Annotated in this window: 21 protein-coding genes; 13 read left to right on the forward strand and 8 right to left on the reverse strand. The window is 66.6% G+C overall.

The window, feature by feature from the left end; genetic code table 11:
* Positions 1 to 4: 4 nt before the first annotated feature.
* Together ACQR03_RS21250 and ACQR03_RS21255 are read left to right on the forward strand one after the other, a co-directional pair.
* Positions 5 to 775 (forward strand): ABC transporter ATP-binding protein, encoded by a 771-nt coding sequence (locus ACQR03_RS21250; protein WP_315753168.1) that lies wholly within the window; start codon positions 5 to 7, stop codon positions 773 to 775.
* A 151-nt stretch (positions 776 to 926) separates the two neighbouring features.
* Positions 927 to 1799 carry an MlaD family protein gene (locus ACQR03_RS21255; protein ID WP_315753167.1) on the forward strand — a complete coding sequence of 291 codons (873 nt, stop codon included), beginning with the start codon at positions 927 to 929 and terminating at the stop codon, positions 1797 to 1799.
* A 283-nt stretch (positions 1800 to 2082) separates the two neighbouring features.
* On the opposite strand, the gene ACQR03_RS21260 is transcribed toward ACQR03_RS21255, so the two are convergent.
* Positions 2083 to 7695, reverse strand: a complete 5613-nt coding sequence (locus tag ACQR03_RS21260; protein ID WP_315753166.1) for a methyl-accepting chemotaxis protein — start codon at positions 7693 to 7695, stop codon at positions 2083 to 2085.
* Between the two features lie 411 nt (positions 7696 to 8106).
* Here ACQR03_RS21260 and ACQR03_RS21265 point away from each other — a divergent pair, with 411 nt between their 5' ends.
* Positions 8107 to 8451, forward strand: coding sequence for an Hpt domain-containing protein (locus tag ACQR03_RS21265; RefSeq protein WP_315804330.1), 345 nt, complete (start codon positions 8107 to 8109; stop codon positions 8449 to 8451).
* An 83-nt stretch (positions 8452 to 8534) separates the two neighbouring features.
* On the forward strand, positions 8535 to 8855 hold the full coding sequence (locus tag ACQR03_RS21270) for a 2Fe-2S iron-sulfur cluster-binding protein (RefSeq protein WP_172115065.1): 321 nt from the start codon (positions 8535 to 8537) through the stop codon (positions 8853 to 8855).
* 50 nt (positions 8856 to 8905) lie between these two features.
* Here the strand turns inward: ACQR03_RS21270 and ACQR03_RS21275 are convergent, their stop codons facing one another.
* On the reverse strand, positions 8906 to 9370 hold the full coding sequence (locus ACQR03_RS21275; RefSeq protein ID WP_316186962.1) for an acyl-CoA thioesterase: 465 nt from the start codon (positions 9368 to 9370) through the stop codon (positions 8906 to 8908).
* Between the two features lie 174 nt (positions 9371 to 9544).
* Between ACQR03_RS21275 and ACQR03_RS21280 the strand changes: the two genes are divergently transcribed.
* The 3 genes from ACQR03_RS21280 to ACQR03_RS21290 all read left to right on the forward strand — a co-directional run bounded on the left by ACQR03_RS21280 (position 9545) and on the right by ACQR03_RS21290 (position 11812).
* Positions 9545 to 10573, forward strand: coding sequence for an NAD(P)/FAD-dependent oxidoreductase (locus ACQR03_RS21280; RefSeq protein ID WP_434841844.1), 1029 nt, complete (start codon positions 9545 to 9547; stop codon positions 10571 to 10573).
* A 172-nt stretch (positions 10574 to 10745) separates the two neighbouring features.
* Positions 10746 to 11354 carry a DUF2147 domain-containing protein gene (locus ACQR03_RS21285; RefSeq protein WP_316167239.1) on the forward strand — a complete coding sequence of 203 codons (609 nt, stop codon included), beginning with the start codon at positions 10746 to 10748 and terminating at the stop codon, positions 11352 to 11354.
* Between the two features lie 77 nt (positions 11355 to 11431).
* Entirely contained in the window at positions 11432 to 11812 is a 381-nt protein-coding gene (locus tag ACQR03_RS21290; protein WP_316167123.1) for a DUF3551 domain-containing protein, read from the forward strand.
* 203 nt (positions 11813 to 12015) lie between these two features.
* Here ACQR03_RS21290 and ACQR03_RS21295 read toward each other — a convergent pair whose 3' ends face one another.
* Positions 12016 to 13962: a hypothetical protein gene (locus ACQR03_RS21295; RefSeq protein ID WP_316192941.1), complete on the reverse strand. Its 1947-nt coding sequence runs from the start codon at positions 13960 to 13962 to the stop codon at positions 12016 to 12018.
* 103 nt (positions 13963 to 14065) lie between these two features.
* A complete protein-coding gene (locus ACQR03_RS21300; protein ID WP_315712684.1) occupies positions 14066 to 15157 on the reverse strand; it encodes a lysylphosphatidylglycerol synthase transmembrane domain-containing protein in 1092 nt (363 codons plus the stop codon).
* Positions 15158 to 15528: 371 nt separating this feature from the next.
* On the opposite strand from ACQR03_RS21300, the gene ACQR03_RS21305 reads away from it, so the two are divergent.
* Positions 15529 to 16035, forward strand: coding sequence for a ferritin-like domain-containing protein (locus ACQR03_RS21305; RefSeq protein ID WP_315753160.1), 507 nt, complete (start codon positions 15529 to 15531; stop codon positions 16033 to 16035).
* A gap of 76 nt (positions 16036 to 16111) precedes the next feature.
* Here the strand turns inward: ACQR03_RS21305 and ACQR03_RS21310 are convergent, their stop codons facing one another.
* The gene (locus ACQR03_RS21310; RefSeq protein WP_315738812.1) at positions 16112 to 16546 is read right to left on the reverse strand and encodes a hypothetical protein; all 435 of its coding nucleotides are present in this window, start codon (positions 16544 to 16546) and stop codon (positions 16112 to 16114) included.
* A 48-nt stretch (positions 16547 to 16594) separates the two neighbouring features.
* Between ACQR03_RS21310 and ACQR03_RS21315 the strand changes: the two genes are divergently transcribed.
* Together ACQR03_RS21315 and ACQR03_RS21320 are read left to right on the forward strand one after the other, a co-directional pair.
* Positions 16595 to 17185, forward strand: coding sequence for a hypothetical protein (locus ACQR03_RS21315; RefSeq protein WP_434841853.1), 591 nt, complete (start codon positions 16595 to 16597; stop codon positions 17183 to 17185).
* Positions 17186 to 17274: 89 nt separating this feature from the next.
* Positions 17275 to 17862, forward strand: coding sequence for a YdcF family protein (locus ACQR03_RS21320; RefSeq protein WP_315753158.1), 588 nt, complete (start codon positions 17275 to 17277; stop codon positions 17860 to 17862).
* 174 nt (positions 17863 to 18036) lie between these two features.
* Here the strand turns inward: ACQR03_RS21320 and ACQR03_RS21325 are convergent, their stop codons facing one another.
* The 3 genes from ACQR03_RS21325 to ACQR03_RS21335 form a co-directional block, all read right to left on the reverse strand.
* On the reverse strand, positions 18037 to 18396 hold the full coding sequence (locus ACQR03_RS21325; RefSeq protein WP_316167237.1) for a DUF6404 family protein: 360 nt from the start codon (positions 18394 to 18396) through the stop codon (positions 18037 to 18039).
* A 116-nt stretch (positions 18397 to 18512) separates the two neighbouring features.
* On the reverse strand, positions 18513 to 18938 hold the full coding sequence (locus tag ACQR03_RS21330; RefSeq protein ID WP_315712676.1) for a universal stress protein: 426 nt from the start codon (positions 18936 to 18938) through the stop codon (positions 18513 to 18515).
* Between the two features lie 51 nt (positions 18939 to 18989).
* Positions 18990 to 19532 carry a SixA phosphatase family protein gene (locus ACQR03_RS21335; protein WP_315753157.1) on the reverse strand — a complete coding sequence of 181 codons (543 nt, stop codon included), beginning with the start codon at positions 19530 to 19532 and terminating at the stop codon, positions 18990 to 18992.
* A 105-nt stretch (positions 19533 to 19637) separates the two neighbouring features.
* On the opposite strand from ACQR03_RS21335, the gene ACQR03_RS21340 reads away from it, so the two are divergent.
* The 3 genes from ACQR03_RS21340 (at position 19638) to ACQR03_RS21350 (ending at position 23764) form a co-directional block, all read left to right on the forward strand.
* Positions 19638 to 21065, forward strand: coding sequence for an NAD(P)/FAD-dependent oxidoreductase (locus ACQR03_RS21340; protein WP_434841845.1), 1428 nt, complete (start codon positions 19638 to 19640; stop codon positions 21063 to 21065).
* Between the two features lie 97 nt (positions 21066 to 21162).
* Positions 21163 to 21666, forward strand: coding sequence for a peptide-methionine (R)-S-oxide reductase MsrB (gene msrB, locus ACQR03_RS21345; protein ID WP_315712673.1), 504 nt, complete (start codon positions 21163 to 21165; stop codon positions 21664 to 21666).
* A 295-nt stretch (positions 21667 to 21961) separates the two neighbouring features.
* Positions 21962 to 23764, forward strand: a complete 1803-nt coding sequence (locus ACQR03_RS21350; RefSeq protein ID WP_315712671.1) for a flagellar hook-basal body complex protein — start codon at positions 21962 to 21964, stop codon at positions 23762 to 23764.
* Positions 23765 to 23789: the final 25 nt, after the last annotated feature.

Below are 23789 nucleotides of genomic sequence, written 5' to 3' on the forward strand. Positions count from 1 at the left end.
TGAGATGACGCAGGAGGTCTCCGATCCGATCATCCGCGTGCGTGACGTTACCGTGCAGTTCGGCAAGACGCGCGTGCTCGACGGGCTCGACCTCGACGTCAAGCGCGGCGAGATCCTGGGCTTCGTCGGTCCATCCGGCGCCGGCAAGTCGGTGCTGACGCGCACCATCATCGGCCTCGTGCCGAAGCTGTCGGGCAACATCGAGGTGTTCGGCGTCGATCTCGACGCCGCCGATCGTGCCGGCCGCCGCGCCGTCGAGCGGCGCTGGGGCGTGCTGTTCCAGCAGGGCGCGTTGTTCTCCTCGCTCACCGTGCGGCAGAACATCCAGTTCCCGGTCCGGGAGTATCTCAAGGTCTCGCAGCGTCTGCTCGACGAGATCATGATCGCAAAGCTGGTGATGGTCGGATTGCGGCCCGATGTTGCTGATCGTTTCCCGAGCGAGCTGTCGGGGGGCATGATCAAGCGCGTGGCGCTGGCACGCGCGCTCGCGCTCGATCCGGAGCTGGTGTTCCTCGATGAGCCGACCTCGGGGCTCGACCCGATCGGCGCCGGCGATTTCGACGAGCTCGTCCGGACCCTGCAGCGCACTTTGGGACTGACGGTTTTCATGGTAACCCATGATCTCGACAGCCTGTATACGGCGTGCGACCGCATCGCCGTGCTGGGCGACGGCAAGATTATCGCCGCGGGATCGATGGCCGACATGCAGGCCTCGGAACATCCGTGGCTCCGACAGTATTTCCACGGCAAGCGTGCCCGAGCCGTGATGGGGTAGCGCGACGCGCCCCAGGGACGATTTTTGTGAGCGGGAGTGGGGACTGCCGCGACAAAGTTGATGGGGTGGGTGCCGCTGTCCGGCGCCAACCGACAGTGCACGGAAGCGGGGGCCGGATGACCACCGCGACGTGCCGGTACCGGAGTTGGTAATGGAAACGCGGGCGAATTACGTCCTGATCGGGTCGTTCACGCTGGCTGTGATTGCCGCGGCGATCGGATTTGTCCTCTGGTTTCAGAGCCTGCACACGACCAAGCAGCGCAGCCCGCTGCGGGTCGTGTTCGAGGGTCCGGCCGCGGGTCTGCGCAACGGCGGCAGCGTCAACTTCAATGGTATCCGGGTCGGTGAGGTCATCTCGGTCAAGCTCGACAATCCGCGCCGCGTCGTCGCGCTGGCGATGGTCGAGAACAACGCACCGATCCGCAAGGACACCCTGGTCGGGCTCGAGTTCCAGGGCCTGACCGGCGTCGCCGCGATCTCGCTGAAGGGCGGCGAGGAGGCTGCGCCGCCGCCGCCGCTCGACGAGGATGGCGTGCCGGTGCTGCGTGCCGATCCGACCCGGCTGCAGGACGTGACCGAAGCGATCCGAGCCACCTTACAGAACATCAACAAGGTGGTCGCGGACAACCAGGACGCCGTGAAGAACTCGATCAAGAATCTCGAGGTGTTCACCCAGTCGCTGGCCCGCAATTCCGAGCGCATCGATGGCGTCATGAGCCGTGTCGACGGCATCATGGGCAAGGCCGATACCCTGATGCTCGGTCTCAACACGCTGGCCGGCGGCAAGGATGGCGGCGAGCTGTTCCTGACGGTGAAATCGATCCGGGAGCTCGCCGAGGATCTGGACAAGCGCTCCGGCGCGCTGATGGCCGATGGACGGCGCACGCTGTCCGACATCAGCCGCGCCGTGAACAATTTCGACCGCAATCCGACCCGGGTCCTGTTCGGGGCCAGCAACGCCAGCCCGAGCAACGCCCAGGCCTCGCAGCCCGCGCCCGCGGCGCCCACCAGCGGGCGGCGGTGAGGGAGGCGGGCGGGCGCAGGGCGTAGCGAGAGGCAGCGCCTCGGTGCCCTCCGCGGCGATGCACCGATTGCTCCACGCTCGGCTTGGCATTGTCCCGTCTCATGCTGACTGGCATCCCGGGCGCCTGCAACGACGGCTGCCGTGCCGGTCGGGCCGGCGACGGGCAAATCCGAAAACGCTTCACTGGACCCCGATAAGCGAAACGGAGGCCTCGCGGCCTCCGTTCTCTATTCTCATCGCGGTCGGCTCCTCGCCATCCGCTAGTCGCTGTTCGCTGCTCCCGTCACGCCAGCCTTCCGGCGGCGTGGGCGAGCAAGGTGTAGACCAGCCCGGTCTCCGAGGTGAGCTGGGCACGCAGCGCCTGCGGATTGCGGTCGTCGCGTGCGACCTCGTCGAGCAGCCGCTCGAACTCGGTGATGTAGCGGTCCACCGTCTGCTTGAAGGTACGGTCGGCGCGGTACTTGCGGGCGACCTCGTCGAACGCCTTCTGGCCGGCCGGGGTGTAGAGACGCTTGGAGAACGCCTTGGTCTCGCCCCGCTGGTAGCGGTCCCACATCTCGGCCGCGAGATTGCGGTCCATCAGCCGTGCGATGTCGAGCGACAGCGACTCCAGCGGATTGCCCGACTGCTGCGCCGGACCGCGGCCACGCGGCGGCTGGGGCTGGCCGGCGGTGCTGTTGTCGGCCCGGTTGAGCAGGTCGGACAGCCAGTTGTCGCTGCGCTGATCGGCGACCGGACCCATCGGCGGCGCCTCGACCCGGCGTGGCTGCGGCGGCGGGGCCGGCGGCTGCATGCCGAGATCCGGCGGCGGCAGGTTGGCGACGCTGGTCGCAGCCGGCTCGCGCAGGCGCATGTCCGGCCGGCCGCCGACGGCTGCGGCGACGATCGGCTCTTCCTGACGGATCACGGCCGCTGGCGCCGCGACCGCGGCGGGACGCGACGCGCTGACCACGTCGAGACCGCGGCCGTGATGCGCGACGATCCGGTTGAGTTCGGCCAGCGCCTCGATCTGGTCGACGATGACCTTGCGCATCTGCGCCGTGCTCTCGGCGGCCTCCTGCGGCATCTCCAGCACGCCGCGGCGCAGCTCGTTGCGCGTCGCCTCGAGCTCGCGATGCATCTCGGCGGTCATCTGCTTCATGCTCGACACCAGCGTGGCGAACTTCTCCGCCGACTGCTTGAACATCGCATCGGCTTCCTGCGTGCTCTGCTGGTAGATCTCCTGCATCTGCGACGTGGTGAGGCGGCGTTCCTCCTCGGCGTTGGCGCGGATGGCCTCGAACTGGCGGCTGAGCGCGGTCGAGCCGGCCCCCGCCGTTTCCGCCACGACCCGGGCGATGTCGCGGGCGCGCTCCTCGGCGGCCGCCAAGGACTCGTCGAGCAGGGTGGTGAAGCGCGTCAGACGCTGGTCGAGATCGGCGGTGCGCAGATCGATGGTGGTGACCAGCGATTCCAGCGTCGTCTTGCGATCCGAGATCGAGACGGTCGCATCGCGGTTGCTCTGCTCGACGATGGCCGCCGCCTCGATCAGCGCCTTGCCATGCGCGTCGAACTGGCCGGACAGCGAGTTTAGATCCTCCAGCGCCCGCGACGTCTTGGAGTTGAACACGTTGAGCTGGTCCTCGAGCGTCTGCGTCGCGGTGCCGTTGCGCGCGGTGACGTCGTTCATCGCGGTGACGAAGTCGGCCACCCGGGTGACCAGCGCCCGCTCCAGCGAGTTGAGGTTGTCGTGGGCGCCGGTCAGGACCTCCTGCAGCAGGATGTTGCCCTCGCGCAGACGTTCGAACAGGGCGACCGTGTCGGTGCGCAGGATCTTGCTCGTCTCCTGCATCTCCGTGACCGCAGCCACCGAGACCTGGCGCGACTGCTCGATCGCCGCGCGCGAGGCCTGCTCCAGCTCCTTGAGCGACTTGGTGATCGCGGTGGTCGCGAGCTCTCCCGCCGAGGTGATGGTGCGGGCGACCTCGGAGCCGTTGCCATTGACGCTCTGGGCGAAGTTCTGGCCGCGGACCTCGATCGCCTTCAGCGCGTCGGTGGTGACGCGATCGATCTCGATCGTGAGCTGGTTGGTCTTCGAGTTGAGTGCCTCCACAAGGGTGCCGCGCTTGCCGTCGAGCATCTGCGACAGCCGCTCGCTCTGCTGCTGCACATAGGTGACGATCTCGTCGGTCTTGCCGGTCATGGCCGAGCCGAACGAGTTGCCGGCGGCGAGCACCGAGCGCTCGATCTCGGTCGAGGTCGACTTGACCCGCGTGGAGACCTCGTTGGAGGCGGCGACGAGCGCGCTCTGCGCATTGAGCGCGCTGCTCTGGATCGCATCGGTGGTGTTCGCCGCGACGGAATTGATGACGCGCTCGATCTCCGACGACATCGCCTTGAGCTGGCCCGCGGTGTCGGTGGAGGTGGCGGTCAGCAGGTTCTGTGCCTCGCGCGCGCCGCCGACGATCACCGCGACCGTCTCGGTCGTGGTCGTCGTCAGCACCGCCTGGGCTTCGCGTGCGCTGCCGACCAGGGTGGCCGCGGTGTCGGCCGACGTGGCGGTCAGCGACATCTGCGCCTGGCGCGCGCTGTTGAGGATCGAGGTCGCGGTATCGGCGCCGACGGACGACAGCGTCCGCTCGACGTCGACGGCCAGCGACTTGACGTGCTCGGTTGCTTCCGTCGAGGCGGTGACGAGCTTCGACTGGACGTCGCGGGCGCTGTCGACGATCGCTGCGGCCGTGCTGGTTCCGACCGCGGCGAGCGTGCGCTCGACGTCGGCCGCCAGCGACTTGACGTGATTGGCCGCTTCGGACGAAGCGCTGATCAGCGTGCTCTGCGCTTCCCGGGCGCCGCCGGTGATCGTTTCCGCGGTGGTCGTCCCCGCGATCGACAGCGAGCGCTGGACGTCGACGGTCAGCGCCTTGACCTGTTCGGCCGCTTCGCTCGATGCCGCGAGCAGGGCATGCTGGGCATCACGGGCGCCCGCCGTGATGGCTTCGGCGGTTTCCGTCCCGGCACTGGTCAGCGAGCGCTGCACGTCGGCTGCGAGCGACTTCACGTGCTCGGCCGCGTTGGAGGAGGCGGACACCAGCGTGTTCTGGACCTCGCGTGCACCGGCGAGGATCGAGGCTGCCGTGGCCGAGCCGGCGGCCGTCAGCGCCTGCTCGACGTCGACGGCGAGCGACTTGACGTGGGTGGCGGCATCGGAGGAGGCGGACACCAGCGTGTTCTGGGCCTCGCGCGCACCGGCGAGGATCGAGGCTGCGGTGGTCGAGCCTGCCGCCGTGAGCGTGCGCTCGACGTCGGCCGACAGCGACTTGATCTGGTCGGCGGTCTCGCCGGAGGCCGCGACCAGCGTGGCCTGGGCCTCCCGTGCACTGGTCAGGACGGCCTCGGCCGCGCTGCTGCCTGCGTTCGACAGGGCACGCTCGACCTCGGCGGAGGTGTTCTTCAACTGCGATCCGACGTCGGTCGAGACGTTGAGCAGCGCCTGCTGTGCCGAGCGGGCCCCGGTCTGGATGGTCTCGCTGGTGTTGACCACGAGGTTGGTCAGCGCCCGCTCCGCATCTTCCACATGCGACTTGATGCTGGCGGACAGCAGCTCGGCGCGCGTCATCAGTTCGTCGCTCGCCTGGCGGCCGCTGCTCTCGATGCGGCCGGCCACGGCCTCGACGCGCGAGCCGAGCAGGTCCTCGAACTGCGACACGCGATGGTCGATGTCCTTGGCGATCGAGCCGACGCGGGTCTCGATGCCCTGATGGATGTCCTGGAAGCGCGCGGTGACGGCTTCGGTCAGCTCGTAGCTGCGGCCGTCGATGATGTTCGACAGGCTGTGGATGCGCTGATCGATCGCTTCGAGCGCCTTGTCGGTGCCGTCAGTCAGCGAGGAGGTCAGTATGTTGAGGCGGGAATCGATCGACTGGATCGCCTGCGCCGAGCCATCGGTCAGCGAGGAGGTCAGCACGGTCAGCCGCGAGTCGATCGCGTGCAGCACCTGGGCAGCGCCGTCGGTCAGCGAGTTGGACAGAGTGCCGAGGCGGCCTTCGATCGTCGAGGTGACCGAGGTCGCGCGGTTGTCGAAGTTCTCCTCGAGCGACTTGAGGCGGCCCTCGACGCTGTCGTCGAAGGTCTTGATCTTCGCATCGAGCGAGGTGTCGAGGGTGGTGATGCGGGCCTGCAGATTGGTCTCGAACTGGTTCAGCCGCTGATCCAGCGTCGCCGTGATCTCACCGCTGTTGGACGACAGCCGCGTATCGAACGTATCGACATAGGACTTGAGATTGTCGGAGATTTCCTGGGTCCGCTGGCCCATGCGCTCGACGATCTCGCCGCCATAGGTCTTCACCGTGCGGTCGAATTCGGTGATGTGCCGGGTGATCAGCGCGCCCAGCGTCGAGCTGTCGCGTGCGAAGCGCTCGGCGAGCTCGGTGCCCTGGTTCTTCACCAGCTCGTCGAAGGCGCTGATCTGGATCGACAGCGTGTCGTGGGTGCTCTCGGTCTGGCTCACGACCTTGGCGACCAGTGAATTGACGGTCGCATCGAGCGACTCGCTCGCCTTCTCGCCTGACGTGACGATGTGGCCGGACATGCGCTGGCTCGCCTCGTCGATCTTGGTGACGAGATCGCCGCTGCGCAGCTCGAGCTCCAGCAGGAGGGACTCGCCGGACGCCTTGAGCTGGTCGTGAACCTGCTCGGTTCGCACCGAGATGCCGTCGACGATGGCCGCCGTGCGCTGCTCGAACTCGCTGGTGATGCGGTCGATGCGCTCGTTGAGCATCTCGTGGACTCGGTCCGACAGGTCGGCGAACTCGTCGTGGACGTGGCCGGTCTTGAAATTGAGGCTGGTGGTGAGCCGCTCCGAGGCGTCGAGCACGGCGCGGGTGGTCTCGGCGCTGGCCTCTTCGAGCCGGTCGAGCAGATCGCCGCCGCGCTCGCCGAGCGCGAGGATCATGTTGTCGCCGGCGTTGCCGAGCGCGGCCGTGATGTGGGCGCCGCGCTCTTCCAGCGCGCCGGTGATGCTCTTGGCGACCTCGTCGACCCGCGAGGCGATCGCGTCCGAGATCAGCGCGATGTCGTGGCGAAGGTCGATCTGGACGCCCGAGATGGCGCTGCGGACCTGCTCGGCCTGGCCCACGAGGTTGTCGCGCTGATGGGCGATGTCCTGGAGCAGGGCGCGGATGCGGACCTCGTTGTCGCTGTAGGCGCGCTCGAGCGCCGCAACCTCGTTGGCGACCAGCATCTCGAGCTCGCCTGCGCGAGCGATCGCGCGCTCGACGCCGTCGCCCATCGCCGCGACCTCGCGGCGGATGGCCTGGCCGACGGTCACGATCGAATCGCTGACGGCGCCTTCCGGCTCGGAGAAGCGGATCGCGACCTGCGCCATCGACTGCGCGATCATGCGCAGCTCCTGGCCGCGCCAAGCGAGGCTCGCGAGGAAATAGAACAGCAGAACCGGGGCAAAGAACACTGCGGCGAGGCCTGCCATGACCAGCACGCCGCCGCTCTGGCCGATCAAGGTCTGCAAAGCGGGCAGGAAGCCGATGGTCAGCAGGACGCAGCCGACGATCCAGATGCCTGCAAAGGCGGTTGCCAGCGTGTAGACGCCGCGTGACGGGCGGCCCTTTTGGATCGCCTGCAGCAATTGGCCGATAGTCTCGCGGTCGTCATTGGCCGGGCGGCGCGCGGCGAGCGGCGGCGGCTCGATCTCGTCAAGGCTGCTGCGGTCGATGCCCGGACGGGAGTCGAACGAATCCAGACTGGACACGCCGTTCGGCATGACGGGCGGAGCCCCGTCAGCGTGGACCGAGCCCTGCGAGTCCGTGGGCGCGGACGAATCGCTGATGTTCAAAGCCTCCTGAATGGCGGACAGCGCAACTTCAGTCGGGTCTTTGACCTTTTTCGGAGTGTTCGCCATGTTGAGTCCGAGCCCTCGTCTTAATTTCGATCCGGCGAGCCGCGTACGAGTGCCCTCTCGTAACGCTCGAACCGGACGTCATCCCTCGCAGGCACCAGGGGTGGCAAATTCCGCCAGGTGACCCACTCCATCCGGGCATCATCCTATTGGCTGTGCCTGTTGAAAGAAATGGCCGTGGTTAAGAGATTCTTAATCATCGTTAACAGCAGCCGCCGTTAACACTCTAGAAGTTCTGCGAATTCCCGTTTCTGCCGTGATTGGGGCAGAGCCGGGCCCAAATCGCGGCAAACCCGCGGCAATTGGGCCGGTAACAATGCATTAACCATTGTCGTGCTTGGCTTACCATAGGCGCGCGAGGCGCGCCCGGACCGGATTGCCGCCATGATTCCCGACCTTTCACGGATCGAATGGATGCCCTCGCCCCCGCTGGTTCCCGATGACGGGCCGATCAGCCTGGACCTGCTGCGCCGGATGACGCTCGGCGACAGCGCGCTCGAGCGCGAGGTGCTCGCCATGTTCTCCAGCCAGGCCGTCCGCCTGCTGGAGCGGTTGCAGGTGATGCCCGAGGATGCCGCCACCGTCGCCCACACGCTGAAGGGCTCGGCCCGCGCCGTCGGCGCGCTCGACGTCGCCGACGCGGCGGAAGGGCTCGAAGCGGCGCTGCGGGCGGGCGATCCGGCCGATGCGCTGGCCTGGCTCGGCACGGCGATCGCGCAGGCCCGCGCGGCGATTTCGGAGATGCTCGGCGCGGCCTGAGCGGCCGGCGGCAGCACTAGCGCGGAGCGGAGCGGTCCGTTATAGGACAGCCCGACCTCATTTCCTGCGCAGCACGAGCACACATGGCCAAGATCACCTTTGTCGACCATACCGGCGAATCCCGAACCGTTGACATCGAAAACGGCGCGACCGTGATGGAAGCGGCGATCCGCAACGCCATTCCCGGCATCGAGGCCGAATGTGGCGGCGCGTGCGCCTGCGCGACTTGCCATGTCTATGTCGACGAAGCCTGGCGCGAGAAGGTCGGCCCGCCGACCCCGATGGAAGAGGACATGCTCGATTTCGGCTACGATGTCCGGCCGAATTCCCGTCTTTCCTGCCAGATCAAGGTCTCCGACGAACTCGACGGCCTCGTCGTCGCCACCCCCGAGCGTCAGGCCTGACCGTTCGCCTCGCGCCCTCATCGCCGCGCTTCGGCTGATCGCCGCCAGGCCTATGCCGGCGGCGCGATCGCCATGCCGCGGCGGACCCAGGGCTGTAGCGCAGCAACGAGATTCGGCGTCAGCGGCGCCGGTTTGCGCGTCACCTCGTCGATCAGGACCATGACCGCGGTGGCCGACGCCACGCAGCGCCCGTCCGAGAACACGACCTGCTCGCAGGTCACCGACGTGCGCCCCAGCCTCACGACCCCCAGTCCCAGTTCGATCGTGCCCGGCCAGCGCAGCTCGGCCCGGAAATGCATGTCCAGCCGCACCATGATCCAGGCCAGCCCGTCCTGGGTCAGGCCATGGCGCGGGTCTTTCATCAAGGTCACCCGGCCGGTCTCGAAGTAGGTCGCGTAGACCGCATTGTTGACGTGCTGGTTGGGATCGAGGTCGCCGAAGCGGACATTGTCCGCGAGGCGGTAGGGAAAGTCCTCCAGGCGTGGCGCGTGGTCGCGGCGGGCCGTCTCTGTCACCGATTGATCTCCATCATTCATGTCCCCTTCAAACCCGGCTAAGGCCACCGCTGCAAGCCGCGCGCGAGCCAGGGGCGGCTTTTGTGCCTTCCCTGCGACCACACCAATGGCTACAAATTCGGAACCGCCATCTGCCGCCATCCGTCGAGCGGCGCCTCCAACGAGAAGAGCGACATGAGCGAAGCGATCAAGACCGATGTGCTGATCATTGGCGCGGGCCCTTGCGGACTGTTTGCCGTTTTTGAACTGGGGCTGCTCGACATCAAGGCGCATCTGATCGACATCCTCGACAAGGTCGGCGGCCAATGCGCCGAGCTGTATCCGGAGAAGCCGATCTACGACATTCCCGGCGTGCCGATGGTGACGGGGCAGGGCCTCACCGATCAATTGATGGAGCAGATCAAGCCGTTCAGTCCGACCTTCCATCTCGGCGAGATGGTCGAGAAGGTCGAAAAGATCGGCGATCCCGGTTTTCGCGTCACCACCGATGCCGGCAAGGTGTTCGAGTGCAAGGTCGTGGTGATCGCGGCCGGGGGCGGCTCGTACCAGCCCAAGCGCCCGCCGGTGCCGGGCATCGAGGCCTATGAAGGCACCTCGGTATTCTATGCCGTGCGCAAGATGGAGCAGTTCCGCGACAAGAATGTCGTCATCGTTGGCGGCGGTGACTCCGCGCTCGACTGGACGCTCAACCTGCACCCCATCGCGAAGCGCATCACGCTCGTTCATCGCCGCGACGACTTCCGTGCCGCGCCCCACAGCGTCGAGCAGATGCGCGCGCTCGTCGCCGGCGGCAAGATGGATCTGCGCATCGGCCAGGTGACGGCGCTCGAAGGCGCCAATGGCCAGCTGTCGGCTGCGACGATCAAGGGCAACGACAACGCGGTCGAGACCGTCCCCTGCGAGATGATGCTGCCATTCTTCGGACTGACGATGAAACTCGGTCCGGTTGCCGAGTGGGGCCTCGCGCTCGAGCACAATCTCATTCCGGTCGAGACCTCTGCCTTCGAGACCTCCGTGCCCGGCATCTTCGCGATCGGCGACATCAACACCTATCCCGGCAAGATCAAGCTGATCCTGTGCGGCTTCCACGAGGGCGCGCTGATGGCGCAGAAGGCGCACCGCTACGTGTATCCGGAGAAGCGGCTGGTGTTCCAGTACACGACGTCGTCGTCGAGCCTGCAGAAGAAGCTCGGCGTCAACTAATTTGTCGGCGGTATGGAACCTTCCGCCGCCGGACCAACTCAAATGTGAAGAAATGTTTCCTGCGCGTGCCGGTTTCACCGGCGCGCCAGACCTGTTATGGGGCTGGAACGATGCATGAAACGGCCGTACTGTGCGGCCATTCATTTTGTGACTTGGTCAAGGTGAGATGATGATGCGCAATGCGTTTCCCCGACTTCGGCTGGTGCCTGGTGTGACGAAGCTCGCGATCGGCGCGCTCGTCGTTGCCGGTGCTCTGCTGACGCGGCCTGCGCTCGCGGCTGAGCCGACCGCGGCCGGTCTGTGGCAGAAGGTCGAGGATGGCAGGCCCGTCGGCTGGTTTCTCTTCATCGACCACGACGGCGTGTTCGAGGGCGTGATCGCCAAGACGTTTCCGCGTCCCGGCGACAATCCGAACGAGGTCTGTTCGAAGTGCAGCGATGACCGCAAGAATGCGCCAGTGCTCGGCATCTCCTTCGTGCGCGACATGAAGCGCGAGGGCCTGAAATACGAAGGCGGCAACGTGCTCAATCCGCGCGACGGCAACATCTGGAAGGCCAATATGCGGGTCAGTCCGGACGGGCAGACGCTGATCCTGCACGGCTATCTCGGCATCTCGCTGTTTGGCAAGGACGAGACCTGGACCCGCCTGCCGGACAGCAACATGGCGCAGATCGATCCTGCGATCCTCGCCAAATATCTGCCCTCGCAGGCGACGACGGCAACCGGCTCCGCCACCAAGCAGGCGCCTCCGATGATGAAGAAGCCGGCTGCAGTCAAGTAGACTGCTTCCGAACTGCGACCGTCCTCGCTCCTGGCCGACAAGGGATCGCGATCTCGGACACCGCGTCGGCGAAAAGCTTGATCCAGATCAACCGCGTGGTCGAGGACAAGGTCTCCATGATCATTCGAGCGTTGCTTGCCGGTGATCGTGCAGGCCATTGGCCGCAGCGGTTGGAATTCGACGAGGGAGCGATACTGATGCTGCGTTGGATCATCGCGGGGAGCGCGGCCATCTCCATGATCCCGATCGCCGCTGCTCAAACCTATGATTCCAATTATCCTGTCTGCCTACAAAGGTGGGAATGGGGTGGTAGCACCTATGTCGAATGCACCTATACGTCCTGGGATCAGTGTCGAAGGGCAGGCCGGGGCCTCGCGGCAATGTGCGGGAACAACCCATATTGGGCACAACGACAATCAGGATCGCTTGGCGGTGGTCGCCGTCGATTTGCGCGCTGAGCGTTGGGACGGCGAGGCCGACACGTTCTTCCAAGGCGGCCCGGCTCTCCATCCGCTCCCAACTCACCATGAGGTCCGCGATCTCGCCGCCCCGCAGCCCTTGTTCCTGAGCGCCCGCTCACGGAGGGGCGTCCCGAAAGACGGTGAGCGGAGCGGAGCGCTTCAGGCCGTTCTTCCTCTGCGATCCCTACCCGAATGGCCGACTACTGCCTCACCACGCCCGCCGGCGGCAGCGGCTGGCTGGTGACGTTGGGCTCGGCCGCATCGAGGTTGAGCACTTGCGCCGCGGCCGGAAAGGCGGCGTCGGCCATCACGGCATGGCCCTCCGCCGTCGGATGCACGGCGCCGCCATAGACCGCGGATAGCACGCCCCAGCTCGCATCGTGGATGTCGGACGGCTGCATCGCCGCCGGCAGCCCTTGCGGATAGGTCATCGCCGAGAAGTAGCTGTCGTTGGCATCGCGGATCCAGCGCGCGCGCGGCAGATAGGGACGATACTCGCTGGCGCCGCGGCCGCACAGCAGCGGCTCGTTGGCGGCGCTGACGATGTTCGGATCGAAGCTGGCGCCGTCGGCCGAAAAGCATTCGCGGTCGAACGGCGGATCCTGCGTCGAGCGGGCGCAGAAGCCGTGATCGGCAAACGCGGCCTGATGCGCATCGACGAAGGTCATGCGGTCGGCCTGCGGATCGCGGCACAGGACTCCCGCGGTACATTGCGCCAGTCCGCGCAGTGACGGCAGGAACTCGTTCTCGACGAAGCCCGCGACCTTGGCGAGCCGCTGCGGATTGGCATTGAACGATGGGTGGACCTCGAAACCGGCCGGACCACCCGGGCAGGGCGTGCCGGGGCCGCTCAGTGCCGGGTTGCCGTAGGAGGTGTAGATGACGTGCGAGAGGTCGCCGACCAGCGGCTTCAGCGCCTCGCGCAGCTTGGCAAAACCCTGCGGCAGGTCGCGTGCCAGCTCGCTGCGCGATTCCTCCACCGAGCCGATCACGCCTGAGCGCTTGAACAGCGTGCGTTCGGTCGGCGTATCGACGATGACGTCGGCGACGAGACCGGAGAAGTTGATGTCGTTGGCGCCGATCGACAGCAGAATCAGATCGAGCTTGCGGTCCGGCTGGCGACGCTTGGCCGCGGTCAGCGCCTCGCGCAGCTCGCCGAGCTGGCCGTTGACGCTGCCGGCGCAGGTGGTCGCGGCGCGGCCCGGCGTGCATTCGCGTGCGCGCTGGCTGCCGAACAGGCCATCGGCGATGGTGGCGCCCGTGCAGGCGAGCGGCAGGTAGGTGACCGCGACATGAGGATAGCGCACCGCGAGCGCCAGCGCCGTGCGGGTCTGGTAGCTGTAGAGCGAGCGGTGGCAGGCGGCGTTGAGCCAGACCGCGCTGTGCTTCTGCCAGTTCTGCAGCGTGTCCGGCGCCTCGCAGGCGCGGCCGCCTTTGAAGCCGGCCCGGCTCGGCCGATAATATTGCGCCGTCGGACCGCCGAGATAGGAGCGGAAGCAGAAGCCGTCGTCGGCGAGCGCGATCGGGCGGTCCGGGTTGCCCTCGCCGGAGGCGATGCTGTCGCCGAGGCCGGCGATCAGGACGTCGCGGACCTGGATTCCGGTCGACACCTGCTGCGTGCCTTCCGGGCTGGCGACATCGACGGATGCGACGGTCTGGCGGCCGTAGCGGACGCGCAGGTTGACCGGTTCGGCGCAGTCGAATGTCGAGGTCTGCGGCCCGTCGCCGTCGTCGAACGACCACGCGCAGGTGGCGCCGACCGGGACCGGGCCGGTCAGGCGCACGGTGATCGGATGGTCGATCGGCGTGAGATAGCTTTCCTTGACGTTGTCGCGCGTGCACGGCTCGTTGATGCGGCCGGCGAGGTCGATGCAGAGCCGGTTGACGACGTTCCGGGCCCAGCCGCGGCCGTCGCTCTGCACCGCCAACGCCTGCTCGGCGGCGAGAATGGAGCGGTCGCGCGTGCTCTCGGTATGCAGCAGGAAGTCGCGCTCCTCCCGGAAGAGACGGAAGCGGTTGCGCACCTCCCAGCTGATCTGCAGCGGCGCTGCGCCGAACTGCGCGGCCGCCTCGGTGGCGGCGAGAGGGGCGAGCAGGCCGGCCAGGACGCAGGCGGCGAGCAGCGGACGAAGGGGCATTCGGGTCATGCGCAAGGATTCACGTCAGGGATGGGGCGGAAATAAGAGGATCGCACGCGAGTTCAACCGGTCGAGGGTCGAACCGTCGCGTCATCCGCGAGACGATTGCTGCTCAGCGCTGGGAGTGGCGCTTGATGCGCTGGGGAACCGCGGCGGGCGCCGTGGCCGCGGCGCGCTTGGCGGCGACCTCGTCCTCGCAGGCTGAGTTCAGCCGGCGCCGCTCCTGCCACGGCTTCACGACGTTCAGCCAGAGTTCCCTGATGCCCATGATGGAGATCGCCGTCGCGAACGGGATCACGAAATACAGCACGCGGAAAACGAGCAGGGTGGCCAGCAACTGCTCGCGCCCGAACTGCGGCAGCGCCACGAGCATCGCGGCATCGAACACGCCGATGCTGCCGGGCGCGTGGCTGGCGAAGCCGAGCAGGGTGGCGAGGATGAACACCACCGACAGCGACAGGAAATCGATCGGCGGAGCGGCGGGGACGAGGAGGTACATCGCCAGCGCGCAGAAGCCGAGGTCGACCACTCCGATCAGGATCTGCACGAGCGTGAGCTGCGCCGAGGGCAGCACCACCTTCCAGCCGTTCTGGCCGAGCTGGCGCCGGTTCTTGCCGGCGGTCAGCCAGCCGAGATAGGCGAAGATCGCCCCCAGGATGCCGATCGCGATCAACTGGTTCACCGCCGGGGGCAACTGGTCCATCGCGGTGGCGGCGGCCGGATGCAAGGTCATACCGATGCCGAGTACGAACAGATTGCCGAGCCAGAAGGTCAGGCCTGACAGGAAGCAGATCTTGGCGACGTCGATCGCGGACAGGCCGTAGTCGGAGTAGATCCGAAACCGGATGGCGCCGCCGGTGAACACGGTGGCGCCGATGTTGTGGCCGATCGAATAGCTGGTGAAGGCGCTCATCGCCGCGATGCGATAGGGCACGTGTTTCTTGCCAATCGTTCGCAGTGCAAAATAGTCATAGAAGGTCAGCGTGCAGAACGCGCCGACCACACACAAGGCCGCGAGGGCGATGTGACCGGGCGGGATTTCGGTGAGCGCGGTCAGGATGACGCCGGCATCGACGCCCTTCAGCGTGCGCACGAGTGTCGTGATCGCGAAGGCGATGATCGCAAGGCTCGCTGCAATCCCCAGCCGCTTCCAGCCGATCCATTTCTTGAAGCCACGCCCAAGCGTGGTCAGCAGGCGCTGCATTCATCCTCCCGGCGGGGCGGTACTAGATCTTGGAAAAGAGGCGAAACCATTGATCGATGGGGCGGGCAATTCGTGACAGCCTGTTCCTTATGCTAAAATGCGCGCCTTGTGCAGTCCTTGACACAGCTCAGCTCCGACCCATGCGGCGCGGGTCTGTCACACTCCGGTCACATAGCTGGCGGCCCGTCCGCCTCAATTCGGTCCAACTGGTCGCCCGCGCGGTTCACGAGAACCCTCGTCCCTGCGACCGGTTCGGCAGGGGCGGTACGCCGGAACAACCGCCGTAGCCGCCGGTTAGCGCACAGCGAACATGGCGACGATCGGTCAGGGGAGGGACCTGCCATGTTCCGAACCGAGAGGACGTGAAACAAATGGGACTGTTCACCAAGGACATCAAGACGATGAACGATCTGTTCGTTCATCAGCTGCAGGACATCTATTACGCCGAGAACCAGCTCGTCAAAGCGCTGCCGAAGATGGCGGACAAGGCGACGGATCAGAAGCTCAAGCAGGGCTTTCTGACCCATCTCGATGAGACGAAGACGCATGTGACGCGTCTCGAACAGGTGTTCAAGATGCACGGCATCGCGGCCAAGGCGGTCGACTGTCCGGCGATCGACGGCATCATCGAGGAGGCCGACGAGGTCGCCGGCGAGGTCGACGACAAGGCGGTGCTGGACGCAGCGCTGATCAACGCCGCCCAGGCGGCCGAGCACTACGAGATCACGCGCTATGGCAGCCTGATCGCCTGGGCCAAGCAGCTCGGCCGCAGCGACTGCGCCGCCGTGCTGCAGAAGACGCTCGACGAGGAGAAGGCGACCGACATGAAGCTGACCAAGCTCGCCGAGAGCGGCGTCAACCTGCGTGCTGCGAGCTGATCGCGTCACCAGAGCCGATGAGACAAAACGCCGCGCGGACATCCCGCGCGGCGTCGTCGCATCCGGATGCCGCGCGTCAGCTCTTACGCAACGCGAAATTGGCGCCGCAGAACGCCATCAGGGCGCCGAGGCAGAGCGCGGCGAGGCCGGCCAGCACACCCGAGGCCGACGGCACCGGGCTCGGGCCGGAGATCGCCTGGCCGATGCCGGCCAGCATCAGCACGCCGACCACGACCAGGAAGTTGCGCATCCGCTGCGGGATCTCGCCCGATACCGCGCTGTGCATGATGTTGGCGATGAAATAGCCCGAGGAGAAGCCGACGGTGGCGATCAGCCACCAGGCGATCGCCGATCCCGCCGGCATGAAGGCGCCGCTCTCGGTCTGCCACAGGCCGCCGAGATCGAGGCCGTAGCGGGCGCCGAGCATGTGCACCGCCAGCGCCAGCAGCACGCCGGCGGCCATCGCCCCGGCCAGGATCAGGTGGCGCGGAAAATAGATCGTTTCGCTCATGCTCCGTTTGTAGGATAAGGCGCGCGCCACACGCAACAGGACCGATCCATTTCCGAGCGCACCACCACGGCCGGCGATGATGCGATCCGCTACGCCTACAAGGCGTCGCTGATCGGGGCCGCGCACCAGTTCGAGCTGACCGGGCAGGGGCTGTCGTGGCGGTTCGCCGGCCGGACCGGCCTGTGGCCGTACGCCGACATCGCCGCGATCCGGCTGTCCTACCGACCGGTGTCGATGCAGGCGAAGCGTTTTCGGGCCGACATCACCCATCGCGATGGCCGCCGCCTCAGCATCATCTCCGTCTCGTGGCAGACGGCGGCCCTGATGGCGCCGCAGAGCGAGGCCTATCGTGCTTTCATCCTCGGCCTGCATGCGCGGCTCGCCTCGAGCGGCAGCAACGCGCGGCTGACTGCGGGCCTCGGCCGCTTCACCTACGGCGCGGCGCTCGCCGCGATTGCGCTGCTCGCCGTGGCGATGGCCGGGCTTCTGGTGCGCGCGCTCGTCATCGCCGAATGGTCGGGCGCGTTGTTCCTGATCGGCTTCGCCGCGCTGTTCGCCTGGTATGTCGGCGGCTTCATCACCCGCAACAGGCCGCGCAGCTACACGTTCACGGAGATTCCGGCCGCGCTGCTGCCGTGATCACGCAACCTCATCGCCGGTCACCGAATGTGATCATGCAGATTTCGCGCGCCATGCCAGACTGAGCGAGTCGCTTTCGGAGAGGACCGATGCAGGATCGCGCGCTGCGCAGACCGGATGACGCCGAGATCGCCGCGGTCAACGCGCGGCATTTCGCCGATACGCCGCTGCGGCCGGCCGATCTCCTGTTCGTGTTCGGGACCCGCGTCGACGAGGAGCTGCGTGCCGAGACGGCGGTGAAGCTGTGGCAGCAGGGCTACTTCCGCCACGCCATCGTCAGCGGCGGGATCACGCCGGGCGCTGATCTTTCGGAGTGTACGCTGATCAAGGCCGCCATGGTGAGGCGCGGCATTCCGGCCGAGCGCATCCTCGAAGAGCACCACGCCACGAATACCGGCGAGAACGTCGCGCTCGCGCTGCCGGTGATCGACGCCGCGCTCGGCCTCGCCAATGTCGGCAGCGTGATCTGCCTCGGCAACAGCTGGACCGCGCGGCGCTACGCGATGACCCTGCAGCGATACTGGCCCGAGGTGGAGAAGATGCTGCTCACGGTCGACGGCTTCGGCATCCCGCGCCATCTCTGGCACACCCATCCCGAATTCCGCCGTCGCGTGCTCAGCGAATGGGACAAGATCGAACCTTATAAGGCGAAGGGCTTCATCGCGGAGTGGCCGTGATCTCAGACGAAGCCGGAATGGCAGCAACAAGCTCCGTCATTGCGAGGAGCGAAGCGACGAAGCAATCCAGAATCTTCGCGGAGCCCTGGATTGCTTCGCTTCGCTCGCAATGACGGTTAGCACCAAATTGAATCCATTAAACCCGACATGCAGAACGTTTGGACGCCTGCACCGTTACGGGCCAGCATTCACTTCAGACCAAAGAGGGAGCTTATATTTGCGAGCGCCGTAACGATAGTAGGCCGCTATGATCAAGCCGAACAGAACCCCGGCAACGACGGCTCCGGTGATCGCCACGACACCGGACCCGCTCACCTTGGACCAAACGAATATCCACATGATGGCTCCCCAGGCGGTGCCAAACCACGCCGCCGTAAAGGCGAAGTTGAAGCCGAAGCTGGCGAAATGCGGTGGTGGCAAGGGCAATCCGAGGCGCCAGAGCAAGCGATAAAGCGGAGGCTCGTAACTGCTTCGCCACATGCCGGTTGCAGCCAGGATGGCCAATGCGGAATCCAGTCTTGACGGGGAGCTCATGGGGTATCTGCACTCGAATTCGCAACCGACCGTTTCATCTGCCGAGCTTAAGGAACCCGTTTGCGTCAGCCAAGTCTTGATATCAGCCAAGTCTTGATATCGAGGGGAGCTGACGCTCAAGGCCTCACCACCAGCACCGAGCACTTGGCGTAGCGCACGACGTGGCCGGCGTTGGAGCCGAGGAAGTAGGTGCGCATCGCCGGGCGGTGCGAGGTCATCACGATCAGGTCGGCGTTGACCTTGGCCGCCTCCTCGAGGATCTCGTGATAGATGCCGCCCTGGCGTACCGTGTAGCTGATGCGCTCGGCCGGGATGCCGGATTCGCGCGCCACGATCGACAGCGCTTCCTCGGCGGTCTCGCGCTGCTGCGCATCGAAATCGGCCGGGACGTATTCGGCGAGCATCACCGGCGTCATCGGCATCACGTTGAGCAGATGCACCGTGCCGCTCCAGGTCTGCGCCAGCGTGGCCGCGGTGGCGATGGCCGGCTTGGCGAGGTCGGTGTCAGCCAGATCGATCGGCACCAGAATCGAGTTGAACATCGAAGGTCCTCCTCTGTCCGCCGGCATTACGCGCCGGACCCGACCTGCCTGTCAATCGACCGAGCCGTGCTTGAGCAGCTTGGGCGTGACGAACCTGAGGAGATGGCCGCGGGTGAAGCTGATGTCGCCCCAATCGTCGGTGTCGAAATCGAGCACCGCGAGTCCCGCGGTCGGCATGTTGCGCATCAGCTCGTGGCGGGCCTCGGAATCGCCCTCGCCGGTCAGTGCCAGCGCCAGCTCGTGCATGCCGGGATTGTGCCCGACGAGCAGGAGCTGCTTCGGATCACGCGCTGCCGCGAGGCGGATGTGATGCAGCATCTGCATCGGCTCGGCGCCGTAGAGCTCGGGAACGGTCTCGACCTGCGGGGGCGGGACGCGGTCCTTCATCGCCGCAAGCGCGAGGTCCCAGGTCTGCTGCGCCCGAACCGCGGTCGAGACCAGCACCAGCTCCGGCACCGGCGGGTGGCTGGCGATGAAATCGCCGATCATGGCGGCATCCTGGTGCCCGCGCTCGTCGAGACGGCGGTCCTGGTCGCGGCCGGTCGGCGCGTCAGTCTCGGTCTTGGCGTGGCGCAGCAGCATCAATCGGCGCATGGAATTCCGTCTCGAATCGTTCAGGCTGGGTCAGCCTGTACCACGTCTCTTTATCGCCATTAAAAGCGTCATGACGTCCGGCGCAGGGTTCGCTAAGAAAACGCCATGAACGAGACTTCCACAAGCGTGAACGATGACGCGGATGCCGCAGGTGCACACGGCCGCACCAGGCTGAATTTCGACCTCGATGTCGACGTCTGCGTCGTCGGGGCGGGATTGGCCGGCTTGACGGTAGCGTTGTGCGCGGCCCGGCAGGGGGCGAGCGTCGCGGTGCTGGAAGGCCGCCAGGTCGGATGGAACGCATCCGGTCACATGATCGGCACGGTCATGCCCGGGTTCGACCTGCCGCTGCCGGATCTGATCGAGCGCGTCGGGCTCGCGCATGCCCGGGCGCTATGGGCGTTGTCCTGGTCCGGTGCCGAGTTCATCCGCGCCCAGGCCACCGCGGCGATGCCGGGCATCGGGCTCAGCGAAGGCGCGCTCGAAGTCTCCAATGTCGACGCCGGCGACGCCTTGATCCGCCGCCTCCAGATGCTGCACGAGGATTTCGACACCGAGGTCGAGGGCTGGCAGGTCGAGCGCGTCAGGACCGAGCTCAAGACCGACCGCTACTTCCATGGCGTCCATTACCCCAAGGCGTTCCAGCTCGACGGCCGCAGGTACGTTCACGCGCTGGCGCGGCTCGCGCACCGGGCCGGGGCAAGGATCTTCGAGGACACGCCGGTGGTCAGCATCGACGCGTCGGGCGTGCGCAAGCGCATCGTGACGCCGTCGGCGCGGATGCGCGCCTCGCACATCGTGCTCGCCGGCAACATCCATCTCGGCGCGCCGCTGCAGAAGCTGTCCGATACGCTGCTGCCGGTGTGGCGCTATGGCGGCGTCACCGCGCCGCTCGGCGAGCGGCTGGCTGATGCGATCGCCTTCCGGGGCTCGGTCAGCGACACCGACGGCATCGATCATTTCCGCGTCGTCCACGGCGACCGGCTGATGTGGGCGAGCCCGGAGACGACCTGGGACGCCCGGCCCAGCGGATTTGCCGCGGCGCTGCAGCGCCGAATCCGCACGGTGTTCCCGCAACTCGGCCGCGTCGAGATCGCCGAGACCTTCGGCGGTGTCACCGGCCAGACCGTGCACGGCATGCCGCAGATCGGCCAGCTCCGCAAAGGCCTGTGGGTTGCGAGCGGCTTCGGCCGGCAGGGCCTCAACACCTCGGCGATGGCCGGGCAGTTGATCGCGCAGGCGATCCTCGCTGGCGACGACCGCTGGAAGCTCTTCTCGCCGTTCGAGCTGGTCTGGGCCGGCGGCGTCAGCGGCCGGGTCGCCGGCCATGTCGTCAATCTCTGGATCCGCGGCCGCGCCGCCGCGGCCGGGACGCTGGCGCGGCACCGCGAGCGCGTCCGCGCGCAGGAGCGTGTGCGCGAGATCAGGGCGGCCGAAGCGCGGCGCCGGGCGGCCGAGCGGCCCGGCTCGCGGCTGCCGCTGCGGCCGCAGCCGTCCGATCTGAACCGCCGTCCCGACGCCGGGGAGGGCTGACACCTCGCAAGAAAGTGAGCCGTCGCGCCCGCGCCCGACGTAACTTCGCGGGATCCCGTCCGTAGATCCGGTAACCCATCGCCGCACGGAGACGTCCATGATCAACCGCCGCATGATGTTCACCACCGCCGCCGGATTGTTCGGCTTCGCCGCCCTGCGCTGGCTCGGCGGTTCCGCGCCGGCCCGCGCCGCCGAGAAGTTCGAGATCGAGAAGACCGAGGCCGAGTGGCGCGCGCAATTGACGCCGCAGCAATACGAGATCCTGCGCGAGGAGGGCACCGAGCGGCCCTGGACCAGCCCGCTGCTGAAGGAGCATCGCAAGGGCACCTTCGCCTGCGCCGGCTGCGACCTGCCGCTGTTCTCCTCCGACACCAAGTTCGACAGCGGCACCGGCTGGCCGAGCTTCTTCAAGCCGCTCGACAATGCCGTGGCGACCCGCCAGGACAAGACCTACGGCATGGTCCGCACCGAGGTGCATTGCCGCCGCTGCGGCGGCCATCTCGGCCATGTGTTCGACGACGGCCCCAAGCCGACCGGCCTGCGCTACTGCATGGACGGGCTCTCGCTCACGTTCCACCCGGCAAATCCGTCGTCGACCTGACAGGAATTTGCGCCAGGATATTCCGGCTCGTCCGTTCAAGGCTCGATGGGGGTCTTCAGGACGCGCCGGCAGCCGTGACGAGTGGTCGTGCCGGAGCGCGATTTGGCGCGTCCGGCCCGGCAAGAACTGCCGGCTCGGCAATTGTTCACCAGTTTTGACGCCGCTTTTTTTACGTTGTTGTTTTCCAACACGCTGATTTCACAGCATTTTCGCATCTGGCACAGCGATTGCGACAGCTCTCCACGAAACGCGGTGCGGGCCGACCCGCCACCGGCATCACAGTGGAGAGATTGGTATGGGTATCTTCGACGCGATGAACACTTCGGTGAGCGGTCTGTCCGCTCAATCATTCGCGCTGCAGAATATTTCCGGTAACATCGCGAACGCGTCGACCGTCGGCTACAAGGGCATCGGCACCAGCTTCGAAGACCTCATTCCCAACGCGACCAACCCGACGCGCCAGAACGCCGGCGGCGTCACCGCCTTCGCCAAGGCCACCATCACCACCCAGGGCACCGTCTCGACGTCCTCGGTCGCCACCAACATGGCGATCAACGGCGACGGCTTCTTCAACGTGCAGAAGGCCTCCTCGGTCGTCGATAACGTGCCGGTCTTCACCGGCGTCACCAACTACACCCGCCGCGGCGACTTCCAGCTCAACGCCAACGGCAACCTGATCAACGGCGCCGGCTATTACCTGATGGGCGTTGCGGTCGATCCGAAGACCGGCAACGCCACCGGCAACGTGCCGACCGTGCTGCAATTCGCCAACAATTTCGTGCCGGCGCAGGCGACCACCGCAATCCAGTACGCGGCCAACCTGCCGACGCAGCCGAAGACCGCCGCGAGCGGCAACGCTGCGACCGGCACGCTGGTCGCGGCCGGCGGCCTCAACTCGGCCGACCTCTCCAACGTGCCGCTGCCGGTCGGCACCAATTTCTACGCCGACTCCACCGTCACCGGCGCCACCGCCGTGAACAAGGTGCCGGCGCAGATCACGACCTCGACATTGTTGAGCGGCGCCAGCGGCGACTCGATCTCGAGCAATTTCACCACCGGCGACACCATCACCATGACCGGCAGCGCCGGCGACGTCGTCACCTTCACCTTCGTCGCCTCCGGCGCCTCGGGTACCCAGATCAATGTCGGCGACTCCGTCGGCACGCTGCTGGCGAAGATCGCGGCCGTCACCGGCGTGCAGCCGACCATCACCGCCGGCAAGATCACGCTGCATTCCGGCAGCGGCGAGGACTGGAACTTGAGCAGTGCCTCGCCGGGTTTCACCGCGCTCGGCCTCACGTCACCCGTGGCACTGACGCGCACGGCGAGTCCCGGCACCGGCATCGTGATCGGCAACGATCTCACCAACTTCAACAACGAGACGATCTCGGGCGGCGCGGTCACGGCCTACAACTCGTCGGGCACGCCGGTGAACGTGCAGCTGCGCTGGGGCAAGGTCGACAGCTCGACGCTCGGCACGGGCCACAAGGACACCTGGAACCTGTTCTACCAGACCAACTCCAGCGCCACTGGCTCGACCGTGGCCTGGCAGAACGTCGGCACCAATTTCACGTTCGCCTCCGACGGCTCGCTGGTGTCGCCGACGACCTCCAACATCTCCATTCCCAACGTCGTGGTCGACGGCACCACGCTCGGCACCGTCAGCCTCAACATCTCCTCGGGCGCGCTGACGCAATATGCGAGCACGATCGGCTCGGCGACGATCAACCAGATCAATCAGAACGGCTTCGCCGCCGGCCAGCTGCAGTCGGTCGCCGTCAACAACAGCGGCGTCGTCACCGGCACCTTCTCCAACGGCCAGACCATCAACCTGGCGCAGGTCACGCTGTCGCATTTCAACGGCACCAACTACCTGAAGGCGCTCGACGGCGGCGCCTACGAGGCGACCGACCAGTCCGGCCAGGCCATCATCGGCGCGACCGGCAAGATCTCGGGCGGCTCGCTGGAAGGCTCCAACACCGACATCGCCGACGAGTTCACCAAGCTGATCGTGACCCAGCAGGCCTATTCGGCCAACACCAAGGTGATCACGACGGCCAATTCGATGGTGCAGGATCTTCTGAACGTGCTGCGCTGATCGCGCTGAGACGTGGCAGTTGAAT

This window comes from Bradyrhizobium sp. HKCCYLS3070 (assembly GCF_051167575.1).
Taxonomy (GTDB): Bacteria; Pseudomonadota; Alphaproteobacteria; order Rhizobiales; family Xanthobacteraceae; genus Bradyrhizobium.

Coding starts and splice junctions, on each gene's coding strand:
- ACQR03_RS21310 (WP_315738812.1), bottom strand. CDS start 16,546: ATGAGCGAAACGATCTATTTTCCGCGCCACCTGATCCTGGCCGGGGCG.
- ACQR03_RS21300 (WP_315712684.1), bottom strand. CDS start 15,157: ATGCAGCGCCTGCTGACCACGCTTGGGCGTGGCTTCAAGAAATGGATC.
- ACQR03_RS21250 (WP_315753168.1), top strand. CDS start 5: ATGACGCAGGAGGTCTCCGATCCGATCATCCGCGTGCGTGACGTTACC.
- msrB (WP_315712673.1), top strand. CDS start 21,163: ATGATCAACCGCCGCATGATGTTCACCACCGCCGCCGGATTGTTCGGC.
- ACQR03_RS21260 (WP_315753166.1), bottom strand. CDS start 7,695: ATGGCGAACACTCCGAAAAAGGTCAAAGACCCGACTGAAGTTGCGCTG.
- ACQR03_RS21285 (WP_316167239.1), top strand. CDS start 10,746: ATGCGCAATGCGTTTCCCCGACTTCGGCTGGTGCCTGGTGTGACGAAG.
- ACQR03_RS21295 (WP_316192941.1), bottom strand. CDS start 13,962: ATGACCCGAATGCCCCTTCGTCCGCTGCTCGCCGCCTGCGTCCTGGCC.
- ACQR03_RS21270 (WP_172115065.1), top strand. CDS start 8,535: ATGGCCAAGATCACCTTTGTCGACCATACCGGCGAATCCCGAACCGTT.
- ACQR03_RS21265 (WP_315804330.1), top strand. CDS start 8,107: ATGCCCTCGCCCCCGCTGGTTCCCGATGACGGGCCGATCAGCCTGGAC.
- ACQR03_RS21255 (WP_315753167.1), top strand. CDS start 927: ATGGAAACGCGGGCGAATTACGTCCTGATCGGGTCGTTCACGCTGGCT.
- ACQR03_RS21305 (WP_315753160.1), top strand. CDS start 15,529: ATGGGACTGTTCACCAAGGACATCAAGACGATGAACGATCTGTTCGTT.
- ACQR03_RS21280 (WP_434841844.1), top strand. CDS start 9,545: ATGAGCGAAGCGATCAAGACCGATGTGCTGATCATTGGCGCGGGCCCT.
- ACQR03_RS21350 (WP_315712671.1), top strand. CDS start 21,962: ATGGGTATCTTCGACGCGATGAACACTTCGGTGAGCGGTCTGTCCGCT.
- ACQR03_RS21340 (WP_434841845.1), top strand. CDS start 19,638: ATGAACGAGACTTCCACAAGCGTGAACGATGACGCGGATGCCGCAGGT.
- ACQR03_RS21330 (WP_315712676.1), bottom strand. CDS start 18,938: ATGTTCAACTCGATTCTGGTGCCGATCGATCTGGCTGACACCGACCTC.
- ACQR03_RS21335 (WP_315753157.1), bottom strand. CDS start 19,532: ATGCGCCGATTGATGCTGCTGCGCCACGCCAAGACCGAGACTGACGCG.
- ACQR03_RS21325 (WP_316167237.1), bottom strand. CDS start 18,396: ATGAGCTCCCCGTCAAGACTGGATTCCGCATTGGCCATCCTGGCTGCA.
- ACQR03_RS21320 (WP_315753158.1), top strand. CDS start 17,275: ATGCAGGATCGCGCGCTGCGCAGACCGGATGACGCCGAGATCGCCGCG.